This is a genomic window from Dictyobacter formicarum, from assembly GCF_016587435.1.
Genome location: NZ_BNJJ01000010.1, coordinates 164769 through 189606 on the forward strand (window position 1 = coordinate 164769; position 24838 = coordinate 189606).

General features: G+C 56.1%; 22 protein-coding genes. 18 read left to right on the top strand and 4 right to left on the bottom strand.

What is annotated here, in order from left to right; all coding sequences use genetic code 11:
- Positions 1 to 29 precede the first annotated feature (29 nt).
- The 3 genes from JMI88_RS18825 to JMI88_RS18835 are packed head-to-tail and all read left to right on the top strand — an operon-like array spanning position 30 to position 3567.
- Positions 30 to 1106 carry a hypothetical protein gene (locus JMI88_RS18825; RefSeq protein WP_201363480.1) on the top strand — a complete coding sequence of 359 codons (1077 nt, stop codon included), beginning with the start codon at positions 30 to 32 and terminating at the stop codon, positions 1104 to 1106.
- A gap of 58 nt (positions 1107 to 1164) precedes the next feature.
- Positions 1165 to 2061, top strand: coding sequence for a trehalase-like domain-containing protein (locus tag JMI88_RS18830; protein WP_201363481.1), 897 nt, complete (start codon positions 1165 to 1167; stop codon positions 2059 to 2061).
- Positions 2062 to 2076: 15 nt separating this feature from the next.
- Complete coding sequence (locus JMI88_RS18835; protein ID WP_201363482.1) at positions 2077 to 3567, top strand: dihydrolipoyl dehydrogenase family protein; 1491 nt, start codon at positions 2077 to 2079, stop codon at positions 3565 to 3567.
- 27 nt (positions 3568 to 3594) lie between these two features.
- Here JMI88_RS18835 and JMI88_RS18840 read toward each other — a convergent pair whose 3' ends face one another.
- Entirely contained in the window at positions 3595 to 4833 is a 1239-nt protein-coding gene (locus tag JMI88_RS18840) for an MFS transporter (RefSeq protein ID WP_201363483.1), read from the bottom strand.
- Positions 4834 to 5185: 352 nt separating this feature from the next.
- Complete coding sequence (locus JMI88_RS18845; protein ID WP_201363484.1) at positions 5186 to 5704, bottom strand: low molecular weight phosphatase family protein; 519 nt, start codon at positions 5702 to 5704, stop codon at positions 5186 to 5188.
- A gap of 432 nt (positions 5705 to 6136) precedes the next feature.
- On the opposite strand from JMI88_RS18845, the gene JMI88_RS18850 reads away from it, so the two are divergent.
- The 5 genes from JMI88_RS18850 to JMI88_RS18870 all read left to right on the top strand — a co-directional run bounded on the left by JMI88_RS18850 (position 6137) and on the right by JMI88_RS18870 (position 10746).
- Positions 6137 to 6964, top strand: coding sequence for an alpha/beta fold hydrolase (locus JMI88_RS18850; protein ID WP_201363485.1), 828 nt, complete (start codon positions 6137 to 6139; stop codon positions 6962 to 6964).
- 153 nt (positions 6965 to 7117) lie between these two features.
- Positions 7118 to 7579, top strand: a complete 462-nt coding sequence (locus JMI88_RS18855; RefSeq protein WP_201363486.1) for an Lrp/AsnC family transcriptional regulator — start codon at positions 7118 to 7120, stop codon at positions 7577 to 7579.
- The gene (locus tag JMI88_RS18860) at positions 7576 to 8853 is read left to right on the top strand and encodes an APC family permease (RefSeq protein WP_201363487.1); all 1278 of its coding nucleotides are present in this window, start codon (positions 7576 to 7578) and stop codon (positions 8851 to 8853) included. Before JMI88_RS18855 ends, JMI88_RS18860 begins: the two co-directional genes overlap by 4 nt.
- Before the next feature lie 104 nt (positions 8854 to 8957).
- On the top strand, positions 8958 to 10199 hold the full coding sequence (fes, locus tag JMI88_RS18865; RefSeq protein WP_236022964.1) for an enterochelin esterase: 1242 nt from the start codon (positions 8958 to 8960) through the stop codon (positions 10197 to 10199).
- A gap of 67 nt (positions 10200 to 10266) precedes the next feature.
- Positions 10267 to 10746 carry a GNAT family N-acetyltransferase gene (locus tag JMI88_RS18870; protein ID WP_201363488.1) on the top strand — a complete coding sequence of 160 codons (480 nt, stop codon included), beginning with the start codon at positions 10267 to 10269 and terminating at the stop codon, positions 10744 to 10746.
- 253 nt (positions 10747 to 10999) lie between these two features.
- Here the strand turns inward: JMI88_RS18870 and JMI88_RS18875 are convergent, their stop codons facing one another.
- Positions 11000 to 12559: an alpha-N-arabinofuranosidase gene (locus tag JMI88_RS18875; RefSeq protein ID WP_201363489.1), complete on the bottom strand. Its 1560-nt coding sequence runs from the start codon at positions 12557 to 12559 to the stop codon at positions 11000 to 11002.
- A gap of 97 nt (positions 12560 to 12656) precedes the next feature.
- Here JMI88_RS18875 and JMI88_RS18880 point away from each other — a divergent pair, with 97 nt between their 5' ends.
- The 4 genes from JMI88_RS18880 (at position 12657) to JMI88_RS18895 (ending at position 16297) form a co-directional block, all read left to right on the top strand.
- Positions 12657 to 13664 carry a GntR family transcriptional regulator gene (locus JMI88_RS18880; RefSeq protein WP_201363490.1) on the top strand — a complete coding sequence of 336 codons (1008 nt, stop codon included), beginning with the start codon at positions 12657 to 12659 and terminating at the stop codon, positions 13662 to 13664.
- A gap of 303 nt (positions 13665 to 13967) precedes the next feature.
- Positions 13968 to 14828: a phosphotransferase family protein gene (locus tag JMI88_RS18885; protein WP_201363491.1), complete on the top strand. Its 861-nt coding sequence runs from the start codon at positions 13968 to 13970 to the stop codon at positions 14826 to 14828.
- Positions 14829 to 15038: 210 nt separating this feature from the next.
- The gene (locus JMI88_RS18890; protein WP_201363492.1) at positions 15039 to 15452 is read left to right on the top strand and encodes a VOC family protein; all 414 of its coding nucleotides are present in this window, start codon (positions 15039 to 15041) and stop codon (positions 15450 to 15452) included.
- A gap of 17 nt (positions 15453 to 15469) precedes the next feature.
- A complete protein-coding gene (locus JMI88_RS18895; protein ID WP_201363493.1) occupies positions 15470 to 16297 on the top strand; it encodes an SMP-30/gluconolactonase/LRE family protein in 828 nt (275 codons plus the stop codon).
- Positions 16298 to 16516: 219 nt separating this feature from the next.
- Here the strand turns inward: JMI88_RS18895 and JMI88_RS18900 are convergent, their stop codons facing one another.
- The gene (locus JMI88_RS18900) at positions 16517 to 17587 is read right to left on the bottom strand and encodes an alpha/beta fold hydrolase (protein ID WP_201363494.1); all 1071 of its coding nucleotides are present in this window, start codon (positions 17585 to 17587) and stop codon (positions 16517 to 16519) included.
- Positions 17588 to 17851: 264 nt separating this feature from the next.
- On the opposite strand from JMI88_RS18900, the gene JMI88_RS18905 reads away from it, so the two are divergent.
- From JMI88_RS18905 to JMI88_RS18930, 6 genes are all read left to right on the top strand, one after another.
- A complete protein-coding gene (locus JMI88_RS18905) occupies positions 17852 to 18265 on the top strand; it encodes a MarR family winged helix-turn-helix transcriptional regulator (RefSeq protein WP_201363495.1) in 414 nt (137 codons plus the stop codon).
- 87 nt (positions 18266 to 18352) lie between these two features.
- Positions 18353 to 19330 (top strand): ring-cleaving dioxygenase, encoded by a 978-nt coding sequence (locus tag JMI88_RS18910; RefSeq protein ID WP_201363496.1) that lies wholly within the window; start codon positions 18353 to 18355, stop codon positions 19328 to 19330.
- Positions 19331 to 19745: 415 nt separating this feature from the next.
- Complete coding sequence (locus tag JMI88_RS18915) at positions 19746 to 20456, top strand: DinB family protein (RefSeq protein ID WP_201363497.1); 711 nt, start codon at positions 19746 to 19748, stop codon at positions 20454 to 20456.
- Positions 20457 to 20505: 49 nt separating this feature from the next.
- On the top strand, positions 20506 to 22275 hold the full coding sequence (locus JMI88_RS18920) for a glycoside hydrolase family 36 protein (RefSeq protein ID WP_201363498.1): 1770 nt from the start codon (positions 20506 to 20508) through the stop codon (positions 22273 to 22275).
- 639 nt (positions 22276 to 22914) lie between these two features.
- The gene (locus JMI88_RS18925; protein WP_201363499.1) at positions 22915 to 23217 is read left to right on the top strand and encodes a YciI family protein; all 303 of its coding nucleotides are present in this window, start codon (positions 22915 to 22917) and stop codon (positions 23215 to 23217) included.
- Positions 23218 to 23772: 555 nt separating this feature from the next.
- Entirely contained in the window at positions 23773 to 24822 is a 1050-nt protein-coding gene (locus tag JMI88_RS18930) for a DUF4331 family protein (RefSeq protein ID WP_201363500.1), read from the top strand.
- Positions 24823 to 24838 lie beyond the last annotated feature (16 nt).

Here is a 24838-nt window from a genome sequence, read left to right on the forward strand (position 1 = left end):
ATCACTTTGCTTGAAGAAGGTGATATTCGATGGATAATACATTTCAGGTTGATGCGGCTGAGTATACTCCGATTGCTTCCTCAAAGCAAAGATTAGCGAGGGGATACGGCTTTGTGAGTGCGGGCACACATACCTTGCTTGGGATTACTATGCTGACACTGCTCTTTTTGACGTCCAGTAGTGTGCTTATCAAAGGGATTGAAGTCTTTTTGAGCCTGTCAATGCTGGCGGCCAGCGGGATGATGTGGAGTGAGCTTATGCTCACACCGCGGCAGTCGCCAGGGGTGGTATTGCTGGCGGGTGAGGTCGCCCTGGCTGCGGTATTTCTCTATCTGGGCGTCGCTATATCAGCATTTCATCAGGGCTACGCTACCCCAACCATTGCCCTGGCTCAGTTCGTTACGGCGCTGGTCGGGCTGATCTCTGGTTGTGGAGCGCTGGCCTTAGCTGGCTCTGTCAAAGCTGCGCGTCCGCAAGGAGTGGTCAAGTTTCCCGACATGGTGCGCGATGGAGTTCAGTTGATTACAGGTACCTTCTTGCTAGGAATTGGCGTGTCACAATTAGCGGCGGCCGAGCTCAAGGTTCCTCAGTGGAACTGGATCAGTTGTCTGGGCATTACCATTCCTGGCATGCTTATCCTTGTTGGCCGTGAAGGTTTGAAAGAACGCTTTGAGGGCGTCCAGGGTTTGAGCAGGGTCCCGTGTCAACTCATAATAGATGTTCTTCTGATTATCGGGCTATCCATCATGTTGTATGGAAGCTACACCAATCTGACGTCAGGTGCGAATGGCTACCAGGTAGGAATAAAAGGGAACGCGACCGGCTTTACGCTGTGGATGATCGCGGCACTTCTGTTAGTAGGGGTACGAGGAACCTTCAAACTGGCTTTTGAGCATAGGAGTGCCGATCTCTGGTATCGCGTACTGGATAAACTGCTCTATGTCATGATGCTGATACCCTTCATCTATGGCGTACGCTCCGTTTTCACGGGGCAGCCCCCGATTGTCCACGTTGGCGCGGCTGCTCCGCAAGCGATACTGATTCTGCTCGGTGCCTTCTTGATACTTGTTATTGGTAGAGCTGTGGGCCAAAAAGGAAGTACGTGATATCGCATGTCCGGGTAGGAATAGAGCGGCTATAGAACAGGAAGAAAGAAGATACAACATGGAGCGGGAGAACGAACTTCACCAAATATATTCATCTATCAATGCGTATGGCGCCATTGGAGATTATCATTCGGTAGTGCTGATAGCGCCAGATGGGTCGGTAAACTGGGCCTGTCTGCCGGACTTTGATAGCCCGGCCATCTTGTGCCGTTTGTTGGATGCGGAACATGGAGGATACTTCCAGATTGCGCCAACGGATGGCCCGTCGCGTGGCTCGCAGTGCTATCTGCACAGGACAAACATTCTGCAAACACGTTTTGTGCGCGAGGAAGGTGTCATAGCACTGACCGATTTTATGCCTGTCGAGACCTTACGTGGGTGGTCGCGTGCTGCTAACCTGGCAAGCAAGCATAGCTCTCGCAGTTGCCTGGTACGGATGATTGAATGTACGTACGGTAGTATGTCAGTTACTATGCGACTCAAAGCGACTCCGCATTATGCAACCGTGCCAGCCGAGGTCTTGCTCTATCCTGATAATATGGGGGCGCTCATTTCCGGCGGGTTACAGCATGTAGTGTTGGCGCTTGCCGATAGCTACCCGGTGCCGTCCTTCACAATGGAGATCGTACAGGATCCTGAGGAATGGCATCCGATTGTCCAGGCTCAGTTTTTATTGCACGAAGGAGAGAGTTTGACCTTCGCGCTTGGTGTGGCGCATAGCATCCAGGCAGCTTATCAGCTGTTTTGGGATGAATTGCTAAAACGTGATTTTAACGCGGAGTTGATCCATTCGCTCCAGTGCTGGTGCGATCGTATTGTTGGTTGTTCTCCCGATACCTACCTGGGACCGTATGCGTGCCGGGTGAAGATCAATAGTGCCAGTAATCGCTGTAAATCGGAAAAAGAATGCTCTCAGGATGCTGCCGCGCAGGATGTCGCCAAAGGTTGTGCATAAAGGAAACTAAAAGTGATGGTAAGAGCACAATATGATTTGACAATTATTGGTGGTGGATCGGCCGGGCTTACGGCAGCCCACCTCGCTCAGGCTCTAGGTAGCAAGGTTTTACTGATCGATAAGGAACGGCTGGGTGGTGATTGCTTGCATTATGGGTGTGTGCCGAGTAAGAGCCTGATCCATGTGGCGCGGATGGCCTGGCAGAGGCAAGAGGATGTACGGCTGGGACTAATCCCGCCCTATGAGGGCGTGGATATGGCCAGGGTGAGCGCGTATATCCAGCATGTAATTGCGCGTGTGGCCGACGAGGAGAAGGCGTATACAGAAGGGGTTACAGTACGCTATGGGGATGTCTCGTTCATTTCGCCGACAAGGCTGCGCTTAAACGATGAGGAGTTCAGTAGCGACAAGGTGTTGATTGCTACCGGCTCACATCCCGCGGTACCAGCGATAGATGGTTTGCAGGCAACGGGTTATATGACCAATGAAGATGTTTTTGATCTAACGGCCCTTCCAGCTTCAATGATTGTCGCAGGCGGAGGACCTGTGGGCGTAGAACTGGCGCAGGCATTTGGACACCTGGGCACAAAAGTGATGATTATACAGGGACCAGGCCGGCTGCTACCACGCGAAGATCCTGAGGTGTCTGAGGCGATTGCAGGCATCCTTAAATCTGAAGGCATTGAGATCATCACGAATGCGCGCGTGGTGAAAACGTATCGTGGCGCTGGCACGAAGAAGGTTGTTGTGGCCAACCAGGAAAAGCAGATGTTATGGCTTGAGGCTGACGAACTGCTGCTGGCCCTTGGTCGTGAGCCCAATATTGATGGCGGTCATAGCGATACGAGCCGGCAAGGAACTGGAGCGCGGTCAGGATCAGAATATCGAGGGTTGAACCTGGAGGCAGCCGGCGTGCGCTACAGTAAGAAAGGGATTATGGTCGACGAATATCTGCAAACATCGGCGGCGCATATTTTTGCGCTGGGTGATGTGATTGGTAACTACCAGTTTACGCATGTTGCCTCATATCAAGCTGGTGTGGCAGTGCGCAATGCGCTGGTGCCAATCTTCAAACAGAAAGTGGATTATCGCGTCGTGCCCTGGTGTACTTTCACCGATCCCGAGGTTGCGAGAGTGGGACTGACAGTCAGCGATGCACTGCGACAGTATAAATATGTACATGTCAGCAAGTTACCATGGGCTGCGATTGATCGCGCACAAACGTCGGGCGAGCGGAGAGGCTTTATCAAGCTGGTCATGGCCGGGAAAAAAAAAGAAGAGATTGTGGGTGCCCATATTGTAGGCTCCGGCGCGGGCGAGCTATTGGGCGAAATCGCTCTGGCGATGCAGCACCACCTGACCGTTAACGACATCCTGAAGACGATCCATCCCTATCCTACATTGGGAACAGGGCTGCAACAGGTAGCCTTTGCAGCATATCTCAATGGCCCTCAAACGGAACGTAATCGTAAGCTCGTAAGCCTGATGTCGCGTCTCCGCTCATGAACGAAAAATCGACCGCAAGGGTCGAATCTACGGGTCGTTTTTCTTGTTTCTTTGGATGAGCAGGGGTATCAATGCGGCGAGGAGAAGAAGGCTGGCACCCAGGCCGGGGCCGGTAATGTTGAGGCCCTGGTCGCCCAGCAGACCGATCCAGGGATTGAGCCAGGTGGCGGTCAGCGAGCCAATCAGGGAGAGGCCTGAGAGGGTGGTGGCCCGCGACTGATCGGGGATGCGCTGGTTGAGCTGGTGGTTGATCAGCGGATCTTGCCAGACAGAGAAGGCGACGATACAGGCAATCAGCAGGATGGCCAGCAGGGGCTGGTGGGCCAGAACCAGCAGGATGTAGGCCAGGCCGGGCACGCCACATGAGATGGCGAGCAGGATGCGCGTACTGATCCGTTGTTGGAGCCAGGGAAGGCGGAACAATACCAGAAACTGACAGGCCAACGCCAGCGCCATGGCCGGACCGAACCAGGCCACGGGCAGACCAGCGCGGCTAAAGTAGGGCTGATTGTACCAGAAAACGGCATTGACCAGGGCAAAGGTGGCCGAACTGAAGATTTTCATGCTGACCAGCGCAGGCTGCTGGCGAATCGTTTTCAGCGCCAGCTTGATGATCTCCAGCATGCTGGTCCGTACAGGTGTCGCATGATGATCCTGATCCGCGGTTGCAGCCTGGGTCGAAGGCTCCTGAACGCGCCAGGCGGCCAGCAGCGAGCAGAGCGTAGGAATCAAACTCAGAGCCACCGCCAGCGCGGGACTGTAGGCGCCGATCCAACTGCTGGGCAGCAGTCCCAGGAAGAAGCCGCAGGTGGAGGCCAGGCGCAGCAACGTAAAAGCTGCACCTCCCAGCGTTTCGCGCCGCTCAGCTGGCAAGCTCTGATAGAGCAGCGCACCCTCGCAGCCAGAGGTACAGGCGATGGCCAGGCCTCCTATGACATTTGAGAGAGCAAACCACCAGAATCCGTGGGCAAACAGGAAACAGAGTAAGCCCAGCAAGCTACAAAAATGACCCAGGATAATCATGCGCCGATAGCCAAAGCGATCCGCCCATATGCTGGTCGGCAGGTCCGCCAACCAGATCGATGCCGACAAAAACGACTCCATCACAAACATAGCCGTGAAGTTCAGGCCCCGTTCCTGCTGGAAGCGTACAATGGTCGTTGAATAAAAGAAGAGATCCGCGCACAGGCGTGAGAGCAGCAACCAGCGAATGCTAGCAATGGCCAGCACATGGCGCGACGGCGACAGGCGTCCAGAAAAACGCATGCTGAAAACTCCTTATGCTGAAAACACAACAAAAAAGCCAGAGGGATCAGCGGACAGATCGCTCATGGCTGGTGGATTTGTGTATATCTCAGCGGACATTTTCTAGCATGGATGGGGGCTGAAAAAGGGCAGAGTACGGCCATGGGCGACCTGCCGGATAATGCAGATGCGTTGCGCCTCAGGGGTCCACTGCTTAGCAGTTGAACCTGCTACCGTCTGTGCCAACAACGTTTCTCGTTTCTATAAATCTCTCTTCGGGAGGCAACATTGAAGAATTACCGCAAGTATAGCATAGATGATGTTCTGAAACAACTCCAGAATGGCATCGTTTAAAGAGCAATCGGAAGCACATTCAGTCAGCAATCTCTAGCAATGTCTTGAGCTTTTCGAGGTCCAGGTAAAATTGGATCTGAGCGATTTGCCGCACAAATGCCTCGACACTGATTCTACGTTCCTGCATCGCGTCGAAGATATCTTCCTCATGGGCCATATCATGCAGTTGCGAGAGCATAATGATCTTAGTCGTCGGCGGGGCATATTGTTTAAGGTGGTCGCGTTGCTTCCGTGTCATTGTCATAATGAGATGGGCATTCTGAATATCTGCAATGGTAAAAGCATGTGCCCGGTGTTGACGGATGCTTGGAATGATAAAATCGAGTTCCATCTTTTGCAGAGCCAGAATGAATTCGATAATACCCTGAGGATAATAAGCCATATTGGGCAATCCTTCTGCCAGCATGACGCCTCCTGAACGGATGTCTATGGGCAATGATGCTTTGTTGATCTTATCGCGTAAGATTTGCTCCAATATAAAGCTGCGGTTGATATTAGCTCGGCAGCCGACATAAACATGTTTTCGCTTGACTTGCATGTCTGATTTCCTTACTATTGCATCCATTCAACATCAGGTGCATATCCCGAAACATGAACAAGATACGACAAAAAGAGGACAATTGCAATACGATGGCTTGTTCTCTCTTCTTGTCTCGTTTCTTTTTTGCAAAAATTTGAATGACATCCAGGAGAGATTTGCCAGTTGCATAAGCTGTTCAATTGGGGTATACTGTTCACCTACCGCAAGAACAGAAAGGAGGTGTACAGTGATGATTTTGATCAACAAACAGGGGATGAGACAGAACTGTGCACCTGCACGCCAGTGAATTACGTTCTGCCTCTTTAAATCCCACCAACCAGCCTATTCAGATTCCACTTTTTTGAGAGACTGTATCGCTTCAGCCCTCAAATTTGCGCTGCTTTTTTGCTCTACAGTCTACAACATGACAATACTATCAAGGAGATTTTTGTGGCAGAATTACATTCACAGACAGGCTTTTTGCAGGCCCAGGGGGCCCCGCTGTACTATGAAGTTGCCGGTCAGGGCGAGCCATTGCTGCTGATCCATGCCGGGGTCGCGGATCACAGGATGTGGGATGAGCAGTTTTCCGCATTCGCACAGCACTATCGCACCATACGCTACGACCTGCGCGGCTCTGGCCAGTCGCCGTATCCCGCCGGGCCTTTTGCCTATTATGAGGATCCTACAGAGCTCCTCAAATCCCTCGGCATCGAGAAGGCACACGTCGTTGGCATCTCGTTCGGCGGCCGGATCGCGCTCGACTTTACGCTGACTCATCCTGAAATGGTAAAATCGCTGGTGCTGGTTGCGCCAAGCGTGGGCGGCACTCAGCCCTCGGAACTGGTGAAGAAGTTTGCAGAGGAAGAAGAAGCTTATCTTGAGCGCGGCGACCTCGACGCCGCGACCGAGCTAAATCTGCGCATGTGGGTAGATGGTCCGCAGCGAACGCCGGAGCAGGTCGATGCGCAGGTGCGCGAGCGCGTACGCGTTATGCAGCGCCATGCCTTCACCGTTCCTGTGCCAGAGGGCGCGGAGAATCTGGCATTGCAGCCTCCGGCCATCACGCGCCTGTCAGAGGTCCGTGTGCCGACACTGGTTGTCGTCGGCGACTATGACATCCCCGACAAACTGGAACTGAGCCAGCAGCTCACCGACCAGATCGCTGACGCCCAGCTGGTGGTGATCCCAGGTGTAGCGCACATGGTCAACATGGAGCAGCCCGAGCAGCTCAACCAGGCTGTCCTCTCATTCTTAACCAAAGCTACCAACGGGTGACGTTTCGTTTTCGTTCGGGAAGGGTAAAATCGGCCGCAAGGGCCGAACATACGACGTTTCGTCGGTATTTTTGGAAATTGTTGACTTATCGCATGCCATAGTCTACTTTGATTGACAGAATGTTTGTGTTGATCAATGAAACGGGGATATACAATGGATGCGATTGACAGGAAGATTGTTTCTCTTCTTCAGGGTAACGGGCGATTGAGTCAGGAGGCGCTGGCGCAGCAGGTGCATTTATCTCGGCCGGCGGTGCATGAGCGTATCAAGCGCCTGGAGGAACAGGGCATATTGCGTGGCTACCAGGCATTGATTGATTGGGAGGCGCTGGGATTACCGATTACGGCTTTTATCTGGGTGCGCACCTCGGGTACGCAGTGCAATGAGATCGGTCATATCTTGATGCAGTTAGGGAATCAGGAGAGTATGATTGAGGAATGTCACCGTGTTACCGGCGAATGGTGTATGCTGCTGAAGGTCAGGGTGGCCCTGCCGCTGACGTTGCAGGAACTGATCGATCGTATTCGTGCCGTGCCTGACGTTCAGGCGACCATGACAACGCTGGCCCTCTCAACCCTGAGCGCACGCGAGTCAGGCGATGAGGTGTCAGCATGAAGCAAAACGTTGTGCGCACCATCCGTCTCCCCCAGGCGATTGCGCTGTATGTAGCGGCCGTTATCGGCGCGGGCGTCCTGTTACTGCCCGGACTGGCCGCGACCACGGCTGGTCCGGCTTCGATACTCGCCTGGATCTTTGACTGTTGCCTGGGCATCCCGCTGGCTCTGACCTTTGCTGCCCTGGCCAGTCGCTATCCTGATGCCGGTGGCGTGGCCACCTTCACCACGCGAGCCTTTGGTCCAGCCGTGGGGGCGGTAACTGGCTGGTTTTACTTTATCGCCTCGATTGTTGGACAGATTATTGTGCCGTTGACGGGAGCGTATTATATCGCCGATGCCCTGTACCTGGGTCGGGACGCCACCTTTCTGATCGCCGCGGCCATCTTGATCGCAGCCATTGTCCCCAATCTCTATGGTCTGCGCGTAAGCGGACGTCTGGCCTTACTCCTGAGCGCCAGTGTGGCCCTGCTATTGTTGATCGCTACACTGGTCTCCATTCCACGCATGCATGCTGTTCATTGGACCCCCTTTGCACCTCATGGACTGCCTGCGATCGGTCAGGCAGGTGTGCTGATCTTTTTTGCCTTCTTTGGCTGGGAAGCGATTGCCCAGCTTTCCGCTGAATTTATTCATCCGGAGCGGGACGTGCCGCGCAGCACACTATGGAGCGTGGGCCTGGTGACGATCCTCTATCTGGGTGTTGCCATCGCCACTATTGGGACCGGCACCTATGGTACTGCTGCCCTCGATCGCGTTTCAGTGGCCCGGCTCCTGAGCGATGCACTGGGTATTGGCGCGGGCGCGGTCGCCGCTGTCATGGCGTTGGTGATCTCGCTGGGGACCGTGAACGCCTATGTGGCGGCAAGCTCGCGCCTGGGTTATGCATTGGCTCGTGATCGAGCCTTGCCTGGCTGGTTAGAGCAACTCGATCGTCAGGGAATTCCCAGGCGCTCGCTGCTCTTTATTGGAGTGGTTGCGCTGCTTGGACTGATCCTGACCTACCTGGTGGGCTGGAGCGCCAGCAGCCTGCTGATTATTCCGAACTCGCTGGGCATCGCCACCTATGTTATTGGAACCGCCGCCGGCGCGTGGCTGCTGGCAGGACTATCCCGCTGGCTTGCGGCCGGCAGTTGTCTATTGTGTCTCGCTATCTTCTTCTTCGCCGGTACCTCCATTGCCATCCCACTGATCATCGCCACGGTGGCGCTGGTCTATCGACAGTGGCGATGCCAGAAAAAGAGCCTGCACTCGCTTGACGCGGGCCCACGCTGATGTAAGCCCCCGATAACGGATGTGGTAAAATAATGGAAGAGCTTTCGATTATAGATAGGTGCTGTATGGCGCTTATGGTTGAGCGCCTTAGTAGAAAAGGTGGCATGATGCCTGAAGATAGAAGTCCGCGTATTACTCAATTGCAGAGCGAGCTGGAAGCTGGCAACAGTGAAGCCCTGGCTGCGTTTTGGAGAGAAGCCGAGGAACAGCAAACACCACTGATCGAGCCTGCCCACGATGATGATCCCACTCAGCGCCTGGTGACTTTCGTGTGGCGTGGCACGGCGGAGACACGCAATGTCGTTTTGTTTGCGAGATACACAGCGGACTCCGAGATCGAGGGTCATCGATTGGAGCGTCTACTGGAGAGCGATCTCTGGTATAAAACCTATCGACTGCGTTCAGATCTACGCTCAGTATACCAGTTTTCTCCCAATGACTCACTGGTGCCGTTTAAGGATGTGACCGATTACCGGGCGCGCATTCGCGGCTTTCAGCCAGATCCGCTCAATGCGCGGCAGTTGACGTCTTTCAAAGACGAAGAAGATCCAGACGATTTTCTACAGATCTTGTCGTTGCTCGAGTTGCCGGATGCACCTGCCCAGCCCTGGATTGTTCAACATGATGATGTGCCGGCCGGTAAAGTGAAGATGTGGCGTTTTGAGAGCGCCATCCTCAACAATGAGCGCCGCGTCTGGGTGTATACGCCGCCGGGCTACTGCGTGGAGCACGAGCCTTACGCGCTGATGGTATGTTTTGATGGTCCGGCCTATATTGACCTGGTGCCGACCCCCACGATCATCGACAACTTGCTGCATGCCGGCAAGATCCCACCGCTGGTCGTGGTGCTACCCGATAGCTTGAATCAGGAGACTCGCAACCGCGAATTGCCCTGCTATGCGCCACACGTTGATTTTCTGACGCAGGAGTTATTGCTCTGGGTGCGCGAGCACTATCATGTCACCAGCGACCCCGCTCGTACCATCGTCGCAGGATCCAGCTACGGTGGTCTGGCCTCGGCCTACGCCGCCTTGCAGGCGCCCCAGGTCTTTGGCAACGTCCTATCGCAATCCGGTTCTTACTGGTGGGGTAAAGATCATCCAGAAGATCCCATGCCTGAGTGGCTGGTACAGCAGTTTCTCACGAGCGAACGCTTGCCACTGCGCTTCTACCTGGAGGTCGGCCTGTTTGAGCCATATGAAGCTATGGTACTCTCCAACCGGCATATGCGCAACGTCTTGCAGGACAAAGCTTACGACCTGCAGTATGCCGAGTTCGCTGGTGGTCATGATTATGCGTGCTGGCGCGGCTCCCTGGCCAATGGCCTGCAATTCCTGCTGAAATAATGCGCCGCATCGCGGAGGGAAAAGCGGGCCGCGAGGTCCGCACAGACAACAAGAAAGGATGGCATCGATGATTATTTTAGAGCCGATGAACGAGGAAGATTTTCAGCGCTACCTGGATTTCTCGGTGGCCGATTATGCGCAGGAGCACGTGAAGAGCGGGCGCTGGTCACAGGAGGAGGCGCTGACGGAGGCCAAAAAGCAGTATGTCGAGCTGTTGCCCGCCGGGGTCGCTTCGTCGAATCAATACCTTTTTACCATCATTGACCCCGACCAGCAACGCAAGGTGGGCATGCTCTGGTTTGCGGTTGAGGAGCGCGCAGGTCGGCGCAGCGCCTTTGTTTATGACATACGCATCGAAGAGATTTACCGTCACCAGGGCTATGGCTCGCAAGCCTTCCGCGAGATGGAGAAGAATGTGCGCGAGCTCGGACTCAACAGGATCGGCTTACACGTCTTCGGACACAATCACGCCGCCCTGGAAATGTACAAGAAACTTGGCTATGTGGCCACCAATATCGTGATGGCCAAAGAGCTCGATCTGCCGTAGGTGCGGGCCTCAGCGCCCGCTTGCCGCCCTCCGCAGAGTGGCGGCCCTGTGTCCCTGCGACGCGGCTCCGCTTTTCATTATCATGTCGCCCCACGCGGTGCCCAAAAGGATGGTTCGCTTTTGGGCACCGCGTGGGCAGAGGTGTGATGTTACGAGGTACCGAGCGGCGACGACGAGCATGTCGGGGACATGATCAACAGGGCCCCACAAACGGTGGGGCAAGCTGGGGCAAGCCCAGCACCTATAACGATTTTTATGCGTGCAGGGTGCCCATGACGCGGACCACGCTGGCGGCTGGTAGCTGGATACGGGTATGTTTGCCACCGTTGCTGCTACGCTGTGGGGCCGACAACTTGACGCGCTCGGGCTGCGCAAAGGTATTGCAGGCATGAATGTCATCGGCGGTCAGTGTCACCATCTCTAGCTCCGACCAGTTGGCCTGCCGCAGTTCCACATCCAGCTCGACCTGCTGGGTCGGGTGGGTATTGACGACCGTCATGCACAGCACGCCATCCTTGATGGTGGCCGAGCTATGGACCGCCTGCAGATCGAGGGTGCGCTGATCGGTATAGCAGGAGCGGCAATGCTCCTCGGAAGCCTCTCCGTGGCTGATGGTCTCGGCCTCCGAGATCACGCGAATGGCCTGTCCGTTGCGATGCGGCTTGTAGAGGTCGAAGACATGGTAGGTTGGCGTCTTGATACACTTATCATCCTCGACCAGCAGCAGCGACTGCAGTACATTGATCAGCTGGGCGATATTCGCCATATACAGGATATCGGCATGGTTGTTGAAGACATCCAGCGTCAGCGCGGCCACGCAGGCATCGCGCAGCGTATTCTGCTGCATATAGATACCATGGAAGCCCTCCAGCGAGGTTCCTCCGGGTCCGCTAGGATGCCAGGTACCCCATTCATCCACAATCAGTTTGACGCGCCGATTTTTATCGAACTCATCCATGATCGCGCGATGGCCGCTCACGATGCCCTCGATGGCATAGCCACGGGCCAGCAGCTCCAGCCACTGCGAATCGGTGTATTCAGTTGAGGAACCGGTGGTACCACAGTAGTAGTGGGCCGCAAAGCCCTGCACCTGCTTGAGGCGGCACGAGGTATGGTGGTTCTTCATCGCATCAAAGAAGCGGCGCGTCCAGGCAAAATCGTGGCTGTTGGGTCCGCAGGCAATAGCCTGAACCTCGCTACCAGGATAGTTGAAGACATAGGTGCGATAGCGCGCAAAGGCCGCCGCATACTCCTCAGGACTCATGTTGCCGCCGCAGCCCCAGTTCTCGTTGCCGATGCCCCAGAACTGCACCTTGAATGGATCCGCCGAGCCATTGGCACGCCGCTCGTCCGCTAGCGACGAGTTGCCCGCGAAATTACAGTATTCCACCCAATCGCGCAGCTCAGAGGGAGCGGCCGAGCCAACATTGCCCGCGAAATACGGCTCGGCTCCCAGCTGACGACTGAAGTCTATAAACTCATGCGTCCCAAAAGCATTCGACTCCTCGGCCATGCCCCAGTAGGTATTGACACGTGTCGGGCGTTGCTCGCGCGGACCAATGCCATCGCGCCAGTGATAGTTATCCGCGAAACAGCCACCGGGCCAGCGCAAGACCGGAATCTCCAGCGGTCGTAGTGCCTCCAGCACATCCTGGCGAATGCCGCGCGTATTAGGAAGCGGACTCTCTGTGCCCACAAACGTTCCCGGATAAATACAATCCCCCAGATGTTCAGAGAACTGACCGTGAATGTAGGGGCTGACCTGTCCGATGGGCTCCTCCGGCAGAAGCACCAGGCGCTGCACTGTCTCCATTGTTGTCCTCTCCTTGTTTACCAATTGTTTACCAATTTATCCAATATGCTTGCTATGGTAATTACTTACCATGTATAATTGAGGCATGTCAAGACATATGGAAGAGAAATTCAGCGCATTACGGGAACTTGTCGGCCGCATGGCGGGGCAGCGTCTGCCTGGCGAGCGCGAGCTGGCCGAGCAACTCCAGGTTTCGCGACCAACATTGCGCGCCTGGCTGGATATTCTGGAGCAAGAGGGCAGCGTCCAACGGCGCCAGGGTAGCGGCACCTATGCGGTCAATGTGCAGGCGGGACCAGCGTTGCGCTCAATCTCATTGCTGATCGACGCCAGCCTCAAGCTGGGCGACGACCCTTTCATCTCACTGCTGGTGGACCAGTTGCTGGCCAGCATCCAGGCCGAGCACATGCAGTGCAGCATTGAGCGCATCAGTAGCAGCGGTCAAGCTCCGCTGCGCCTGCGAGACGGAGCAATCCTGATCGGGCAGGCCGGGCAGGCGCTTATCCAACGCATCAGCGCGCCTGGAATTCCTATAGTCTGCATGCTGTTGACCAGCGAAGTAACGTCCCATGCGCGCGTCAGCATCTTGCAAACCGCCGACCGCGAAGCCGGGGCGGAGTCCGCCGCGTCTCTGCTGCGCGCTGGTTGCCAGCAACTACTCTTCATTGGTAAGCAGGAGGTCAGCGCCTCGTGGGAACGCTGGCAGGGAGCGCAGCAGGCCGCACAGCAAGCCGGTAGCGAGATCGCTTTCCGCAGCTGCTCGCTCAACTATCAGGCAGGCTTGCAGATGGGTCGCGAACTGGCGGAGACGCAGACCAGTGCCCGGAGAGGGATCATCGTCACCAACGACTGGCTGGCTCTGGGTGTGCGCACCGGCCTGCTGGGTAAAGGCATTCCTTTAGAGCAGAGCCCGCTGGTCAGCTTTGATGGCCTGCCCATGACCGAAGATCCCGCCCTGGGCATTGCCTCCCTGCAAATTCCTATAGCTACAATGGCCGAGGACGCCATCAAAGAGTTGCAGCGCCTCGCCCGGCACCGTCTGCCAGCGGGCCGCGCCGTGCGCTATCCTCTCTCCTGGCGCCCAGAGCAAGGCCCAATACTTTAAATTGTGGAGCGATTTAGTCCGAGTCTATCGTTATTATTGTTTCTTTTTCAAGCATGAGAGATAAAATCTCCCGCAAGGAGCAATACATTTCATACATCTGGTTTTTCACCTCGAAGATCGCATCCGGTAGGGAACGTTCCGTGTGAGGAGGGAGAAATCGGACGCAAGGTCCGAACCTATGGATCTCGTGTTTCTTGTTGCTTACGCTTGCTTCGTTGTTTTTATTTATTATTGCATTTGGTGTAGGGGACAAAGTCTCAGGTCACAGTCCCCTGAGCTATAAGCTATTGTTAGGAGTCGGGCATGATGCTATCTGAGTTGCCGGTGTTGGAGGTTCTGCGTGCGCTGGGGGTGAGTGGGACGCCTACGGTGAGCGCTTTGCGGGGCGGGTTCGATATGGCGATGTGGAGGGTGGAGCATGAGGGTCAGACGTATGCGTTGCGGGTGTTTCGGAGCGGGGCGCATGAGGATTGTGAGCACGAGCGGATAGTGATGGAGGCTGCCCATGCGGCGGGTCTGCCGGTGCCCGAGGTGCATAGGGCAGGTATCTGGCAGGATCGACCAGCATTGCTGATTAGCTGGCTGTCCGGACGCACGCTGGAGGACGAGTTACGTGCGCGACCCTGGCGGCTGTGGTCGCTGGGCATCGCGTTTGGCCGCACGCAAGCCGCCATCAACGCGGTGCCAGCTCCCGCTCTGCATCGCCAGCAGTCGGAGGCATGGCTTGCCTGGCATGGCGCAGACGAACCGGTCCTGCAAGATCGTCTGCGTCAGCTATCCTCTGGCAGGCAGGCATTGTTGCACCTGGACTATCATCTGCGCAACGTCCTGACCGACGGCAAGCAGATTACTGGAATTGTCGATTGGACGAACGCGCGCGCCGGTGATCCACGGGCCGATGCCGCGCGCACCATCTCTATCCTGCGCGTCGATCCCCTGGTGCGCAAACCTCTGATTCAGTGGCTGGCCCTGAGCATCTTCGCCCTGGCCTGGCGCATCGGCTATCAGCGCGCAGGCGGAAGTTTACATGAGATGGCCGCCTTCTATGCCTGGGCCGGAACTATCATGCAGCATGACCTGGCGCCGCGCTACAAGCAGCAGCCACACGAACTTGCCCCCGCGCGCCGCTGGACCAACAAATGGAAGGCGCGTGCTGGCTGCTAGCACTTATTCATTTGCCAATAATATGTATTCACCCTGGAAAAGAGCAAGATGGAAGAAGTTTTGCTCCGCTTCTGCATGTTATGCTATCTGTAGCGTTTCGGTTTGTCCATTATAAGGAGTATGAATGGACAACACGCTGGTAGCGAAGCGATGCGTAGACGCTACAAATAATCTATTGGCGGATCGAGCATACGCAAAGGAGTGCTCTTGATGGAAAATGCGCAGCAAAAGATTACCACATTTTTGATGTTCGATGGTAAGGCTGAAGAGGCCATGAATTATTATGTTGCTACCTTTGACCAGGCTGAAATACTGAGTATCCGGCGCTATGGAGCCAACGAAGGGGGCGCTGAGGGGAGCGTGCTGCACGCTACATTTTCACTCTATGGGCAGGTGTTTATGTGTATCGATAGTAGCACGAAGCACGAATTTACCTTTACTCCAGCCATCTCATTGTATGTCACGTGTACAACTGATGATGAAATCGAGCGCTACTTCGAGAAGTTATCGCAAGGGGGGCAGGTGCTTATGCCGCTGGGCGAATATCCAGGTATCGGCAAGTTTGCCTGGCTTGCCGATAAATATGGCGTTTCATGGCAATTGAACCTGCAGAAAAACGCGTAATGAAAGGGAACTTCAACATGTCTGAGGTGCAAACCCTGTTGAGTGGGCTCGCGTTTGGTGAGTCGCCGCGCTGGCACGAGGGCCGTCTGTGGTTTTCCCACTGGGGTACGAATGAGGTTGTTGCCGTTGATCTGGAAGGCAAGAGCGAGGTAGTCGTGCGCGTGCCGACCACGCTTCCTTTTTGCATCGATTGGCTGCCCGATGGGCGCCTGCTCGTGGTCTCGGGACGCGAGGGACTTCTTTTGCGCCGGGAGCCCGATGGGGAACTGGTGACCCATGCTACCCTCTCGAGCCTTGCCTCCATCTGGAACGAGATCGTCGTGGATGGGCGCGGCAACATCTACGTCAACGGTGGCGCCTTTGACGCTCCCGGAGTCATCGCACTGGTTACACCCGATGGGACGGTGCGCCAGGTGGCCGATGGCCTCGCGTTTCCAAATGGTATGGTCGTGATGCCCGATAACAGGACACTGATCGTTGCTGAGTCCTACGCCACCAGGCTGACAGCTTTCGATATCGACGCGGATGGTCGCCTGTCGAATCGACGCGTATGGGCCGACCTCCAGGGCCTTGCTCCGGATGGCATCTGTCTCGATGTTGAAGGGGCTGTCTGGTATGCGTCTGTTCCTGGTAAGTGTTGTGCGCGCGTGAGAGAAGGTGGAGAGGTAGTACAGACGATCCAACTCGATCGTGGCTGTTTCGCCTGCATGCTCGGCGGGGGAGATAGGCAAGCGCTGTTTATGGTGGCCGCCGAGTGGCATGGTTTTGAACACATGATGGACCAGGCACACACGGGCCAGGTACTCATCACCCATGCGCCCGCGCCAGGAGCTGGTTGGCCATAGGGGGAAATTGGGCGCAAGGCCCGAAGCTACGGGGGAAGGTGTTCGTGCGTGAAAAGGGAAATTGGGCGTATGGCTCGAACCTACGAGGGAAGGTGTTCGTGCGTGAAAAGGGAAATTGGGCGCATGGCTCGAACCTACGAGGGAAGGTGTTCATGCGTGAAAAGGGAAATCGGGCGCAAGGCCCGAACCTATGGGAGGTTGCGCCGACTTTTTCTATTCTCATCTATTTTGCGACGTCAGCACTATGGATTCCGTCTCAAGCGTATTTGCGTGGGATTGGGTGAGAAAGCGCTGGATGATCGGGATGATGGTTCGGGCGCGGATGAAGAAGGAGGCATGGTTGCCTTTGCTGAGCGCGACCAGCGTGACGCGAGAGATGGAGCGTGCCATCAGTCGGGCATCCTCGAAGGGCACATCTTCATCGTCGGTGCCGTGGACGATCAGCGTGGGGACCTTGATTTGTGTGAGTGGATATTGCTCGATGGCCGCGAAGTAGTGCTGATCGTTAAGATAGCCAGCCTCGCGCAGATGGTAGATGGTGCCCGAGCAGAGCATGCCCGCCATGACGTGTCCCATTGGCAGGAGGCGGATAAAGGGGAGGATGCAGTAGAGGAAGAGGTCGGAGACCAGCAGGTGTTCGACCCGCTGCAGCAGATAGCGTTTCCATGCGGGCAGCAGTAGCAGGCTCTCGGCGGGACAATAGCGTTGCACGATGGCGCCGATCATCACCAGGCTGCGGCAGCGCTCAGGATGGCGCAGGGCAAACTGGATCGCGGAAGGTCCACCGCCTGAGAAACCGATCACGCTGGCCTGCTCAATCCCTAGCTCATCGAGCAGGGCCGCATACATATCAGCCTGCTGCTCTGGTGAGGCGCCAGAGCTCTGTGGAGTACCCAGGTAACCGGGTCGCGAAGGCGAAATCATCATGCACTGTTCCGGATCGAAAAATTGTGCAAAGGCGAGTCCCTGGTCGTAGCCCCCGGGCGTCCCATGGGCATAGATTACCGGCACCCCCTGACCACTGACCTGGTACTCGACGGGTCCCGCACTGGTCGCTGCTACCAGGCCACTGGTGCGAATACGCCGCAACTCCTGTAAGCGCCACGAGCGATACGACTGTCGCGCCCCGACCAGGGAGGTCGTCAATAATGTAAGTAGACCGGCAAGCAAGAAAGTACTGATGCCAGCCTTAAAAGTCCACTGTACTTTTGGGACCCACGTTTGCGGCCCGGCGGCTACAGACAAGACCGGCGAGACGACAACCAGAGAAAAAAGGCGCCTGATTAACATAACCATTCCTTCCAGGTTTTGCACTACATGAATCTCTCGTGCATGCTATAAAAAGCTATTGCTCACCGCGACCTATCCACCCGGAACAAGAAAACTGTAACAGAGTCTTCCCGCACTGGCAACAAAACAGCCCATGTATAGCAGAAGTGGGTCATAGAAGCCAAAAGCGTATACTTATCTTGTTCGGCTTTTACCTGGTGTGGTCTTGACGCCAGGTAAGTTTAGTGCTAAACTATGAGTAGTGATGAAAGGAGGCTACGCTAGATGCTTCGATCGGCAGTGTTCGCCTGGCTACGACTTTCGCGTATCTTTCAGAAGGTGGGACGGGCGTCAGATGTGTTTCTGCGGTCGTGGGGATTGAGTACGGCCCAGTTTGATATTCTGGCCCAGGTGGGGGCGGCCAGAGGAATTACGCAGCAGGAGCTGGCGGATCGCCTGCTGGTCACCAAGGGGAACGTTTCGCAGTTGCTGGATCGCATGGAGAAACAGGGACTGCTGACGCGCAGCCAGGAACGGCGCAGCAATATTTTGAGTCTGACCGCAAAGGGACAGGAGCTCTATGAGCGTGTCGTGCCCGCCCAGGAAGAACTGATAGCGCGCCAGTTTCACGGCCTTACCCCCGACGAAGTGAACGAGCTGTTGTTGCTCTTGCGTAAGTTGGATCACTCGTTGGATTAAAAGCACTCTTTTTTTTGTTTGTAAGTTTAGAAGTAAACTCAATATAGAGTAGTCAGTCAATTACAGGTATTCTCAAGGATAATGACTATGCAATTAGGTGGACTCCATCATATCAGCGCCATTACTGGCAACGTTTCGCAGAATATTGCTTTTTATACGCAGGTGTTGGGTATGCGCCTCGTCAAGAAAACCGTTAACCAGGACGATGTATCGGCCTATCATCTATTCTATGGCGACGAGATCGGGCACGCCGGTACCGAGCTAACCTTTTTCGATTGGCCGCAGTCCGGCCCGAATCGTCCGGGAGTTGGCACCATTTCGGCCATCATGCTGGGCGTGACCGGGCGCGAGGCGCTAGAGTGGTGGGTCAAACGTCTCGATGAGTTCGGCGTGTCTCATGACGGCATTCAGGAGCGCGGTGAACAGGCCAAAGCCTACCTGGCCTTCCGTGATCCCGAGGGACAGCGACTGGAGTTGGTTGACGACGAGGGTCGCATGGGTGGTAAGCCCTGGGCCAAGAGTCCGGTGCCCACCGAAATGGGCATCCACGGACTGTACGGCGTACGCTTGATGATCCGCGACCTGGCCCCAACCGCCAGATTACTGACCGAAACCATGGGTTTTCGACCAGCTTATAGCTATCAGTCCGAAGAGCAGAACACCGTCGCCGTCTTTGAGGTCGGCCCTGGTGGTCCTGGCGCCGAAGTACACCTGGATGTGCGCCCGACCCTGTACCGGGGCAACCCGGGCATCGGTGGTGTCCATCACGTCGCTTTCCGCACTCCCAACAACGAAGAGCACGAGCAGTGGCGCGCCCGCATCGCCGAAGTCGTACGCAACGTAACCCCGGTCATCGAGCGCTACTACTTCCACGCCATCTACTTCAGGGAGCCCAACGGCGTCCTCTTCGAGGTCTCGACCGACGGACCAGGCTTCACCAGCGATGAAGATCCCGAGCACCTGGGCGAGTTGCTGGCCCTGCCGCCATTCCTGGAGCCGTATCGCAAAGAGATCGAGGCGAACCTCAAACCGATCCGCCCCGTGACCTTTGAAGCCATCAAATAGAGTTCATATCGTAGGTGCGGGCCTCAGCGCCCGCTTGCCGCCCGCCCATAGGTTCGGGCCTTGCGCCCGATTGGTGGCCCGGTGTTATGATCATGCCCCCGGCATGCTCGTTCGTCGTTCGGTCGCTTGTGGCGTGACACGGTGCCCAAAAGCGAAGATCGCTTTTGGGCACCGCGTGGTGGAAGATGGTTGACAAGAGAGGAGCTCCGTCATAGGGATACAGGGCCCCACAAACGGTGGGGCTAATCGGAGGCAAGCTCCGAACCTATAGGGGGCGTTTGTCATCGAGGAGTGTAAGATGCTCGATCATTTTTGGGCGTATTTCTCCGCAATAGCTTGACACAGGTCGGCCATACAGGTACAGTGTGAACATATGTATTGATCACGTTTTAGCCGTTTAGAAGAGAGTGTCGCGATGATCTATCCGCTCTACCTGGAGTCGGGGCCGCAGAAGAAGAAGACTATGGTCCATGTGCTTGACCTGCCTGGTTGTGTTGTGACCGGCCCGACGACTGCCGACGCTTTGCAGCGTACGCCCTCTATTATCCAGGGTTATCTGCGCCTGCTCCAACGCCATGACATAGCAGTTGATAGCCCTGAAGATATCCAGATCGAGGTTGCTCAGCATATCACTGAGGGTTCCTGGCTGGGCAACGGTGATCCAGGTTTGCTGTTTCCATCGGATCTGGAGCCATTGACGGCCGAGAAGCGCGAGAGATATATCCGATGCGCTGAATGTATCCGTGCGGAGCTGCTAAACGTGGTGAATGGGTTGAGCGATGAGCAATGGACTGAGCAGCCAGCGAAGGGTCGCAGCATCCGGTCGATTCTGCAGCATATCTTTGGGGCCGAGTATGCGTACATCCGAGGCTATTTTGGCAAGCTGGATGGGGTGAAGGGACCGGGGTCGGTGGAGACGATGCAGCGCGCTGAGTTGCTGGACTGGATGGAATATGTGCGTGCGCGTGAGCTGGAGAAGATTCGCACATGGCCAGCGGAGGAGCAGGCCCGGCAGTCGACACATGGTCAGCAGATCAAGACTGCCAGCAAGGTGATGCGGCGCATGCTGGAACACCAGTGGGAGCATCTGCTAGAGATCAAAGAACGCGTCGGCGTAGCCATATAATGTAGCATTGTTTGTAGAGAGATGACAGTTACGGGACAAAGGAGTGACGATGGAGAATACATTCCTTCGCGGTATGCAGGGTAGTGTACGCCTTGAGCCTGGGAGCAGTGAAGAGCTGGCGGCTAACATGCAGTTGTCTCGTAGCTGGCAGCAAGACATCTGCCAGGTTACCCTGACAAATAAGAATGCAAGCCCCGTGCGCGTGCGGGAAGTGGTCTTATTTCATGGCGACTTCGACCTGAGCCCGGACTGCGCATGGTATGGCGAAGGGTACCAGATGTTGTCTCAGACCAATGGGAGCCTGGAACAACCACGTTCCATTGGTAGCTATCGCGACCACGAGCACTATAAACTCGAGCAACTTCCAGAGTTCTTCACTGCCTATAACCTGGTGACGTTCCAGATTGAGCCTGCGCGTCACCTGCTGCTGGCCTTCACCTCCTGTCGCCGCTTTAGCGGCCTCTTCCGTGTCAATCCCGGCTCTATTGAAGTGGTGATGGAGACTGAAGGGCTGGTCCTGGCCCCTGGCCAGCGCTGGAACCTGGAAGAGTTTATGTGCGGCATGGGCGCCGATCGGGAGCAGCTATTGTCTAGATTGGCGGAGCGTATCCAGCAGTACCATCCTCGCCTGACGTGGCCTGGGATACCCACCGGCTGGTGCTCCTGGTACGGTTATGGTCCAGAAGTCAGTGAGCAGAATATCCAGGCGGCTATGCGCGCGATTGGGACCGCGCTGCCCGATCTACAATACATCCAGATTGATGATGGCTACCAGCGCTACATGGGTGACTGGCTGACGCCGGGCACGCGTTTCCCACGCGGCGTCAAAGCGCTATGTCGCGGGATACATGCCCATGGGTTTGAGCCGGCCATCTGGGTTGCTCCCTTTATCGCCGAACAGGAGTCCCAGGTGCTCAAAGAGCATCCCGACTGGTTCGTCCAGGACGACGCGGGCCAGCCCCTTTCTTCAGCCGCTATTTCGTTTGGAGGCTGGCGCAAGCCTCCCTGGTATATGCTGGACGGCACGCATCCAGGCGCTCAGGCATATCTAGAGCGTGTGTTTCGCACCATGCGCGAGGAATGGGGCTGCCGCTACTTCAAGCTCGACGCCCTCACCTGGGGCGCCTTGCCGGGCGGACGACGCTACGATCAGGCCGCCACGCGCATCGAGGCATACCGGCAGGGTATGGCCGCGCTCCAGCGGGGCGCAGGCGATGACAGCCTGATCCTGGGCTGCAACGCACCGCTATGGGCCTCGCTCGGCACCGTCCACGCTATGCGCGTTTCAGGGGACATCGCCCGCCGCTGGTCGACCGTCGAGACGGTCGCGCGAGAAACCTTCTGGCGCAACTGGCAGCACGGACGACTATGGATCAACGATCCAGATTGCGTAGTCCTGACCAACCAGAATGGAAGCACGCTGACGCCAGACGAGATCCTTTTTCATGCCACCGCCATCGCAGCCTCTGGTGGCATGGTGCTATCCGGAGATCGGGTAGAGAATCTTTCAGACGAGCAGTGGAACATGTTGGGGCAGCTGTTGCCGCCCACTGGCCGGCCTGCCCGTTTCGATGATCTGAGCCAGTGTATCGGGCGCACCCAGGTGAATGGCGAGCTGCGGCTCTACCTCTTCAACTGGGACGATGATCCGCGCGACTTACAGGTTCCCCTGAGCAGTAGCTGGCAGCTGACCGACATATGGAGCGGTGCTGACCTCGGCCTGCACGATGGCGAGATCACGCTCAAGCAAATGCCACCGCATTCGGCCCGCCTGCTGTCGGCCAGACGTCCCGCTGACTGGAAAGCCGATAGAGTGTGAGCGCGCTCCTGCGCAACCGCAACTATGTTTTGTTGTGGGTGGGACAACTTGTCTCCAGCACCGGAGACTGGGCATTTTAAGGTGGCGTTTCGTACGCTGAGCGAGCATGCCGGGGTCATGATCAAGCTAGAGTGTTCTGTTCTGTTGATTCCTCTCTCAAGAAGAATGGGACAGAGCCGCAACTTGCTCAATGATTTCCATCAGTACTGTGACGCCTCGGATGATGTCAGGGATCTCCAGGCTTGAATAGCCTAAAAGCAGACCAGAGCGATCAGGGGGACCAAGATAGTAGGTATCAAGAGGAGTGACGATGACATTGCGCTTCTGTGCCAGAAGCGCAACGTGTGTGGCGGAGACTGAGGCTCCCAGTTCAAGATAGACGTGTAGACCTGCTTCCAGTCCGCGTAACTGTGCGAGATGTGCGATAGGAGCAAGCGTTATGTGGCTATTTCAATTTTGCAAGAAGTGGCCCTTTTAATAAAGCCACATTTTCGCTAGAGTATTGTACGTGAAATACGCACACACGAGCAAGATGCAACAGACGCGTTGCAACCAATCCATTACTGGGAAGTCACGCAACGATTGGTTTCACCGCAGGACGTGGTTTCAGCAATGGAATCGCACCGGAAAGGAAACAGGATGAAAAAGACTTTCGTAATTCTTTGGGCACCAGGTCCGGCCTGGGTTCCGGACAAGACCGTACGCGAACAGCCGTATTGGGCGGAACATGCCACCTTCATGGACTCGCTTTTTGAAAACGGAATGGTGGTCCTGGGTGGCCCCTTTGCCGATGCGACGGGATCACTAGTGATCGTTGAAGCAGAGAACGAGCAAGAAGTGGCTGACTTGTTTGCGCACGACCCGTTTGTGGAGCATGATATTTTTGCCCTCAACAGCCTCAAGCAATGGCTGCTTTTTCTGGATGCGCGTCGCAAAGAATGAAGAGCATCTCAAGTCACCTGACAGAACAGCCCCTAGAGCTGTTCTGCACAAAGAGCTAGTCACCTGTTGTGTGAGCAGGTGTTTGTCTAGTTCTCATGCTTTCGGGATCAAGCGGCATACGACGAGCACGTCGCCGTTCTTGCTCGGGAAGAGTATGCAACAAAAACGTCACATTTTGAAATCTTTAGTGCTGGATGCCATGCCGGCCGGCATGGCATCCAATTGGTGAACCGCCTCGCTGGTTCAACGCTGACCTTCTTCGAAGTCCTTGATATGCATCAGTTACAGGTGATAAGCCAGGCGGCGGGCTTGGGCATTCGTTGTTGAGAGGAATAATCCAGGTCCATACCTTATGGGTTCTACCGGCTATGGTGGACCATCGCGACGAGAAAGCACTGGAAGATAAAACAGGCAATGCGCAGTTTGACACTCAAGCATAGAATGGGAAACGTCTGTGGTCCATATTAAACGAAAGTATGATTGTTCATATGGCAACAGTGAGCTATTTGCCCCTGTTGGTTTAATTCGACCCAATCCATCAAGGAGGACCTTGACATGTCCCATCATCTTGATACGCCTCTCGCACGCCAGAACGGCCAACTTTATATCAACGACCTGTACGTCTTTTCCGGCAACCGCAGCACTGTGTTCGTCATGGACGTCAACTCCACCATCACCGGACCCGATGTACAACGGGGCTTCCATCCGGAGGCGCGCTACGAGTTCAAGGTGCACTTCGACGGAGCCGATTTCGAAGCCCTGACTTACCGGGTGTCCTTCGGCAAAGTGGACTCAGACGGACGACAGGCCCTGCAGTTGCACGCTCTCACTGGCGGCGACGCGCGCGAGGACTCCGCAGCCGGCGAGCTCGTGCTGGAGGGCCGGACCGGCGAGACGGCTACCAGGCCCGACACCCGGCTGTGGGCAGGGCGCATCGGCGACCCGTTCTACATCGATCTGTCGCTACTCGGTATGGTCAACTCGGCAGTGAGAAACGGGACCGCACTCGACCTGTCGGGATGGCGCCCCGAGAACGCGAAGAACAGCTTCGCCGGCACGACCGTCGAATCCATCGTGCTGGAGGTCTCTCACCAGCATCCGCAACTGCGGCCCGGTGCCCGCATCGGCGTCTGGTGCGCCACGAAACTTGCCACGGACTCCGGCGGCTGGCGGCAGATCAACCGCGCCGGGCACCCCATGATGTGGCCGATCTTCTGGTTTGACGACACCCAGTTCACCAATCCCGCCAACGCCCGGCACCCGTCCGCAGACTTCAATGCCGACGGCAAGTACATTGGCGACAAGGTCGCCGCCGTTGTGTCGGCCAGTGGGACCTCAGATGACCCCCAGGGCTACGGCCAGATTGTGGCCCTGGAACTACTGTTCCCCGACGTCCTGTACTACGTGGTCGGAACGCCCGCGACATACAGCTTCGCTGCCCGCAACGGCCGGACGCTGGCCGACAACGCACCCGAAGCGATGCTGTCCCTCGTGGTGAACACGGCTGTGCCCTCGGGGCTGAAGCCATCCGTCTCCCAGCAGCTCCGAGACAAGAACTTCCCGTACGTCGTGCAGCGTGAACCGTCGCCAATCTCGGGGTCATAATGCCATCGAGCATACC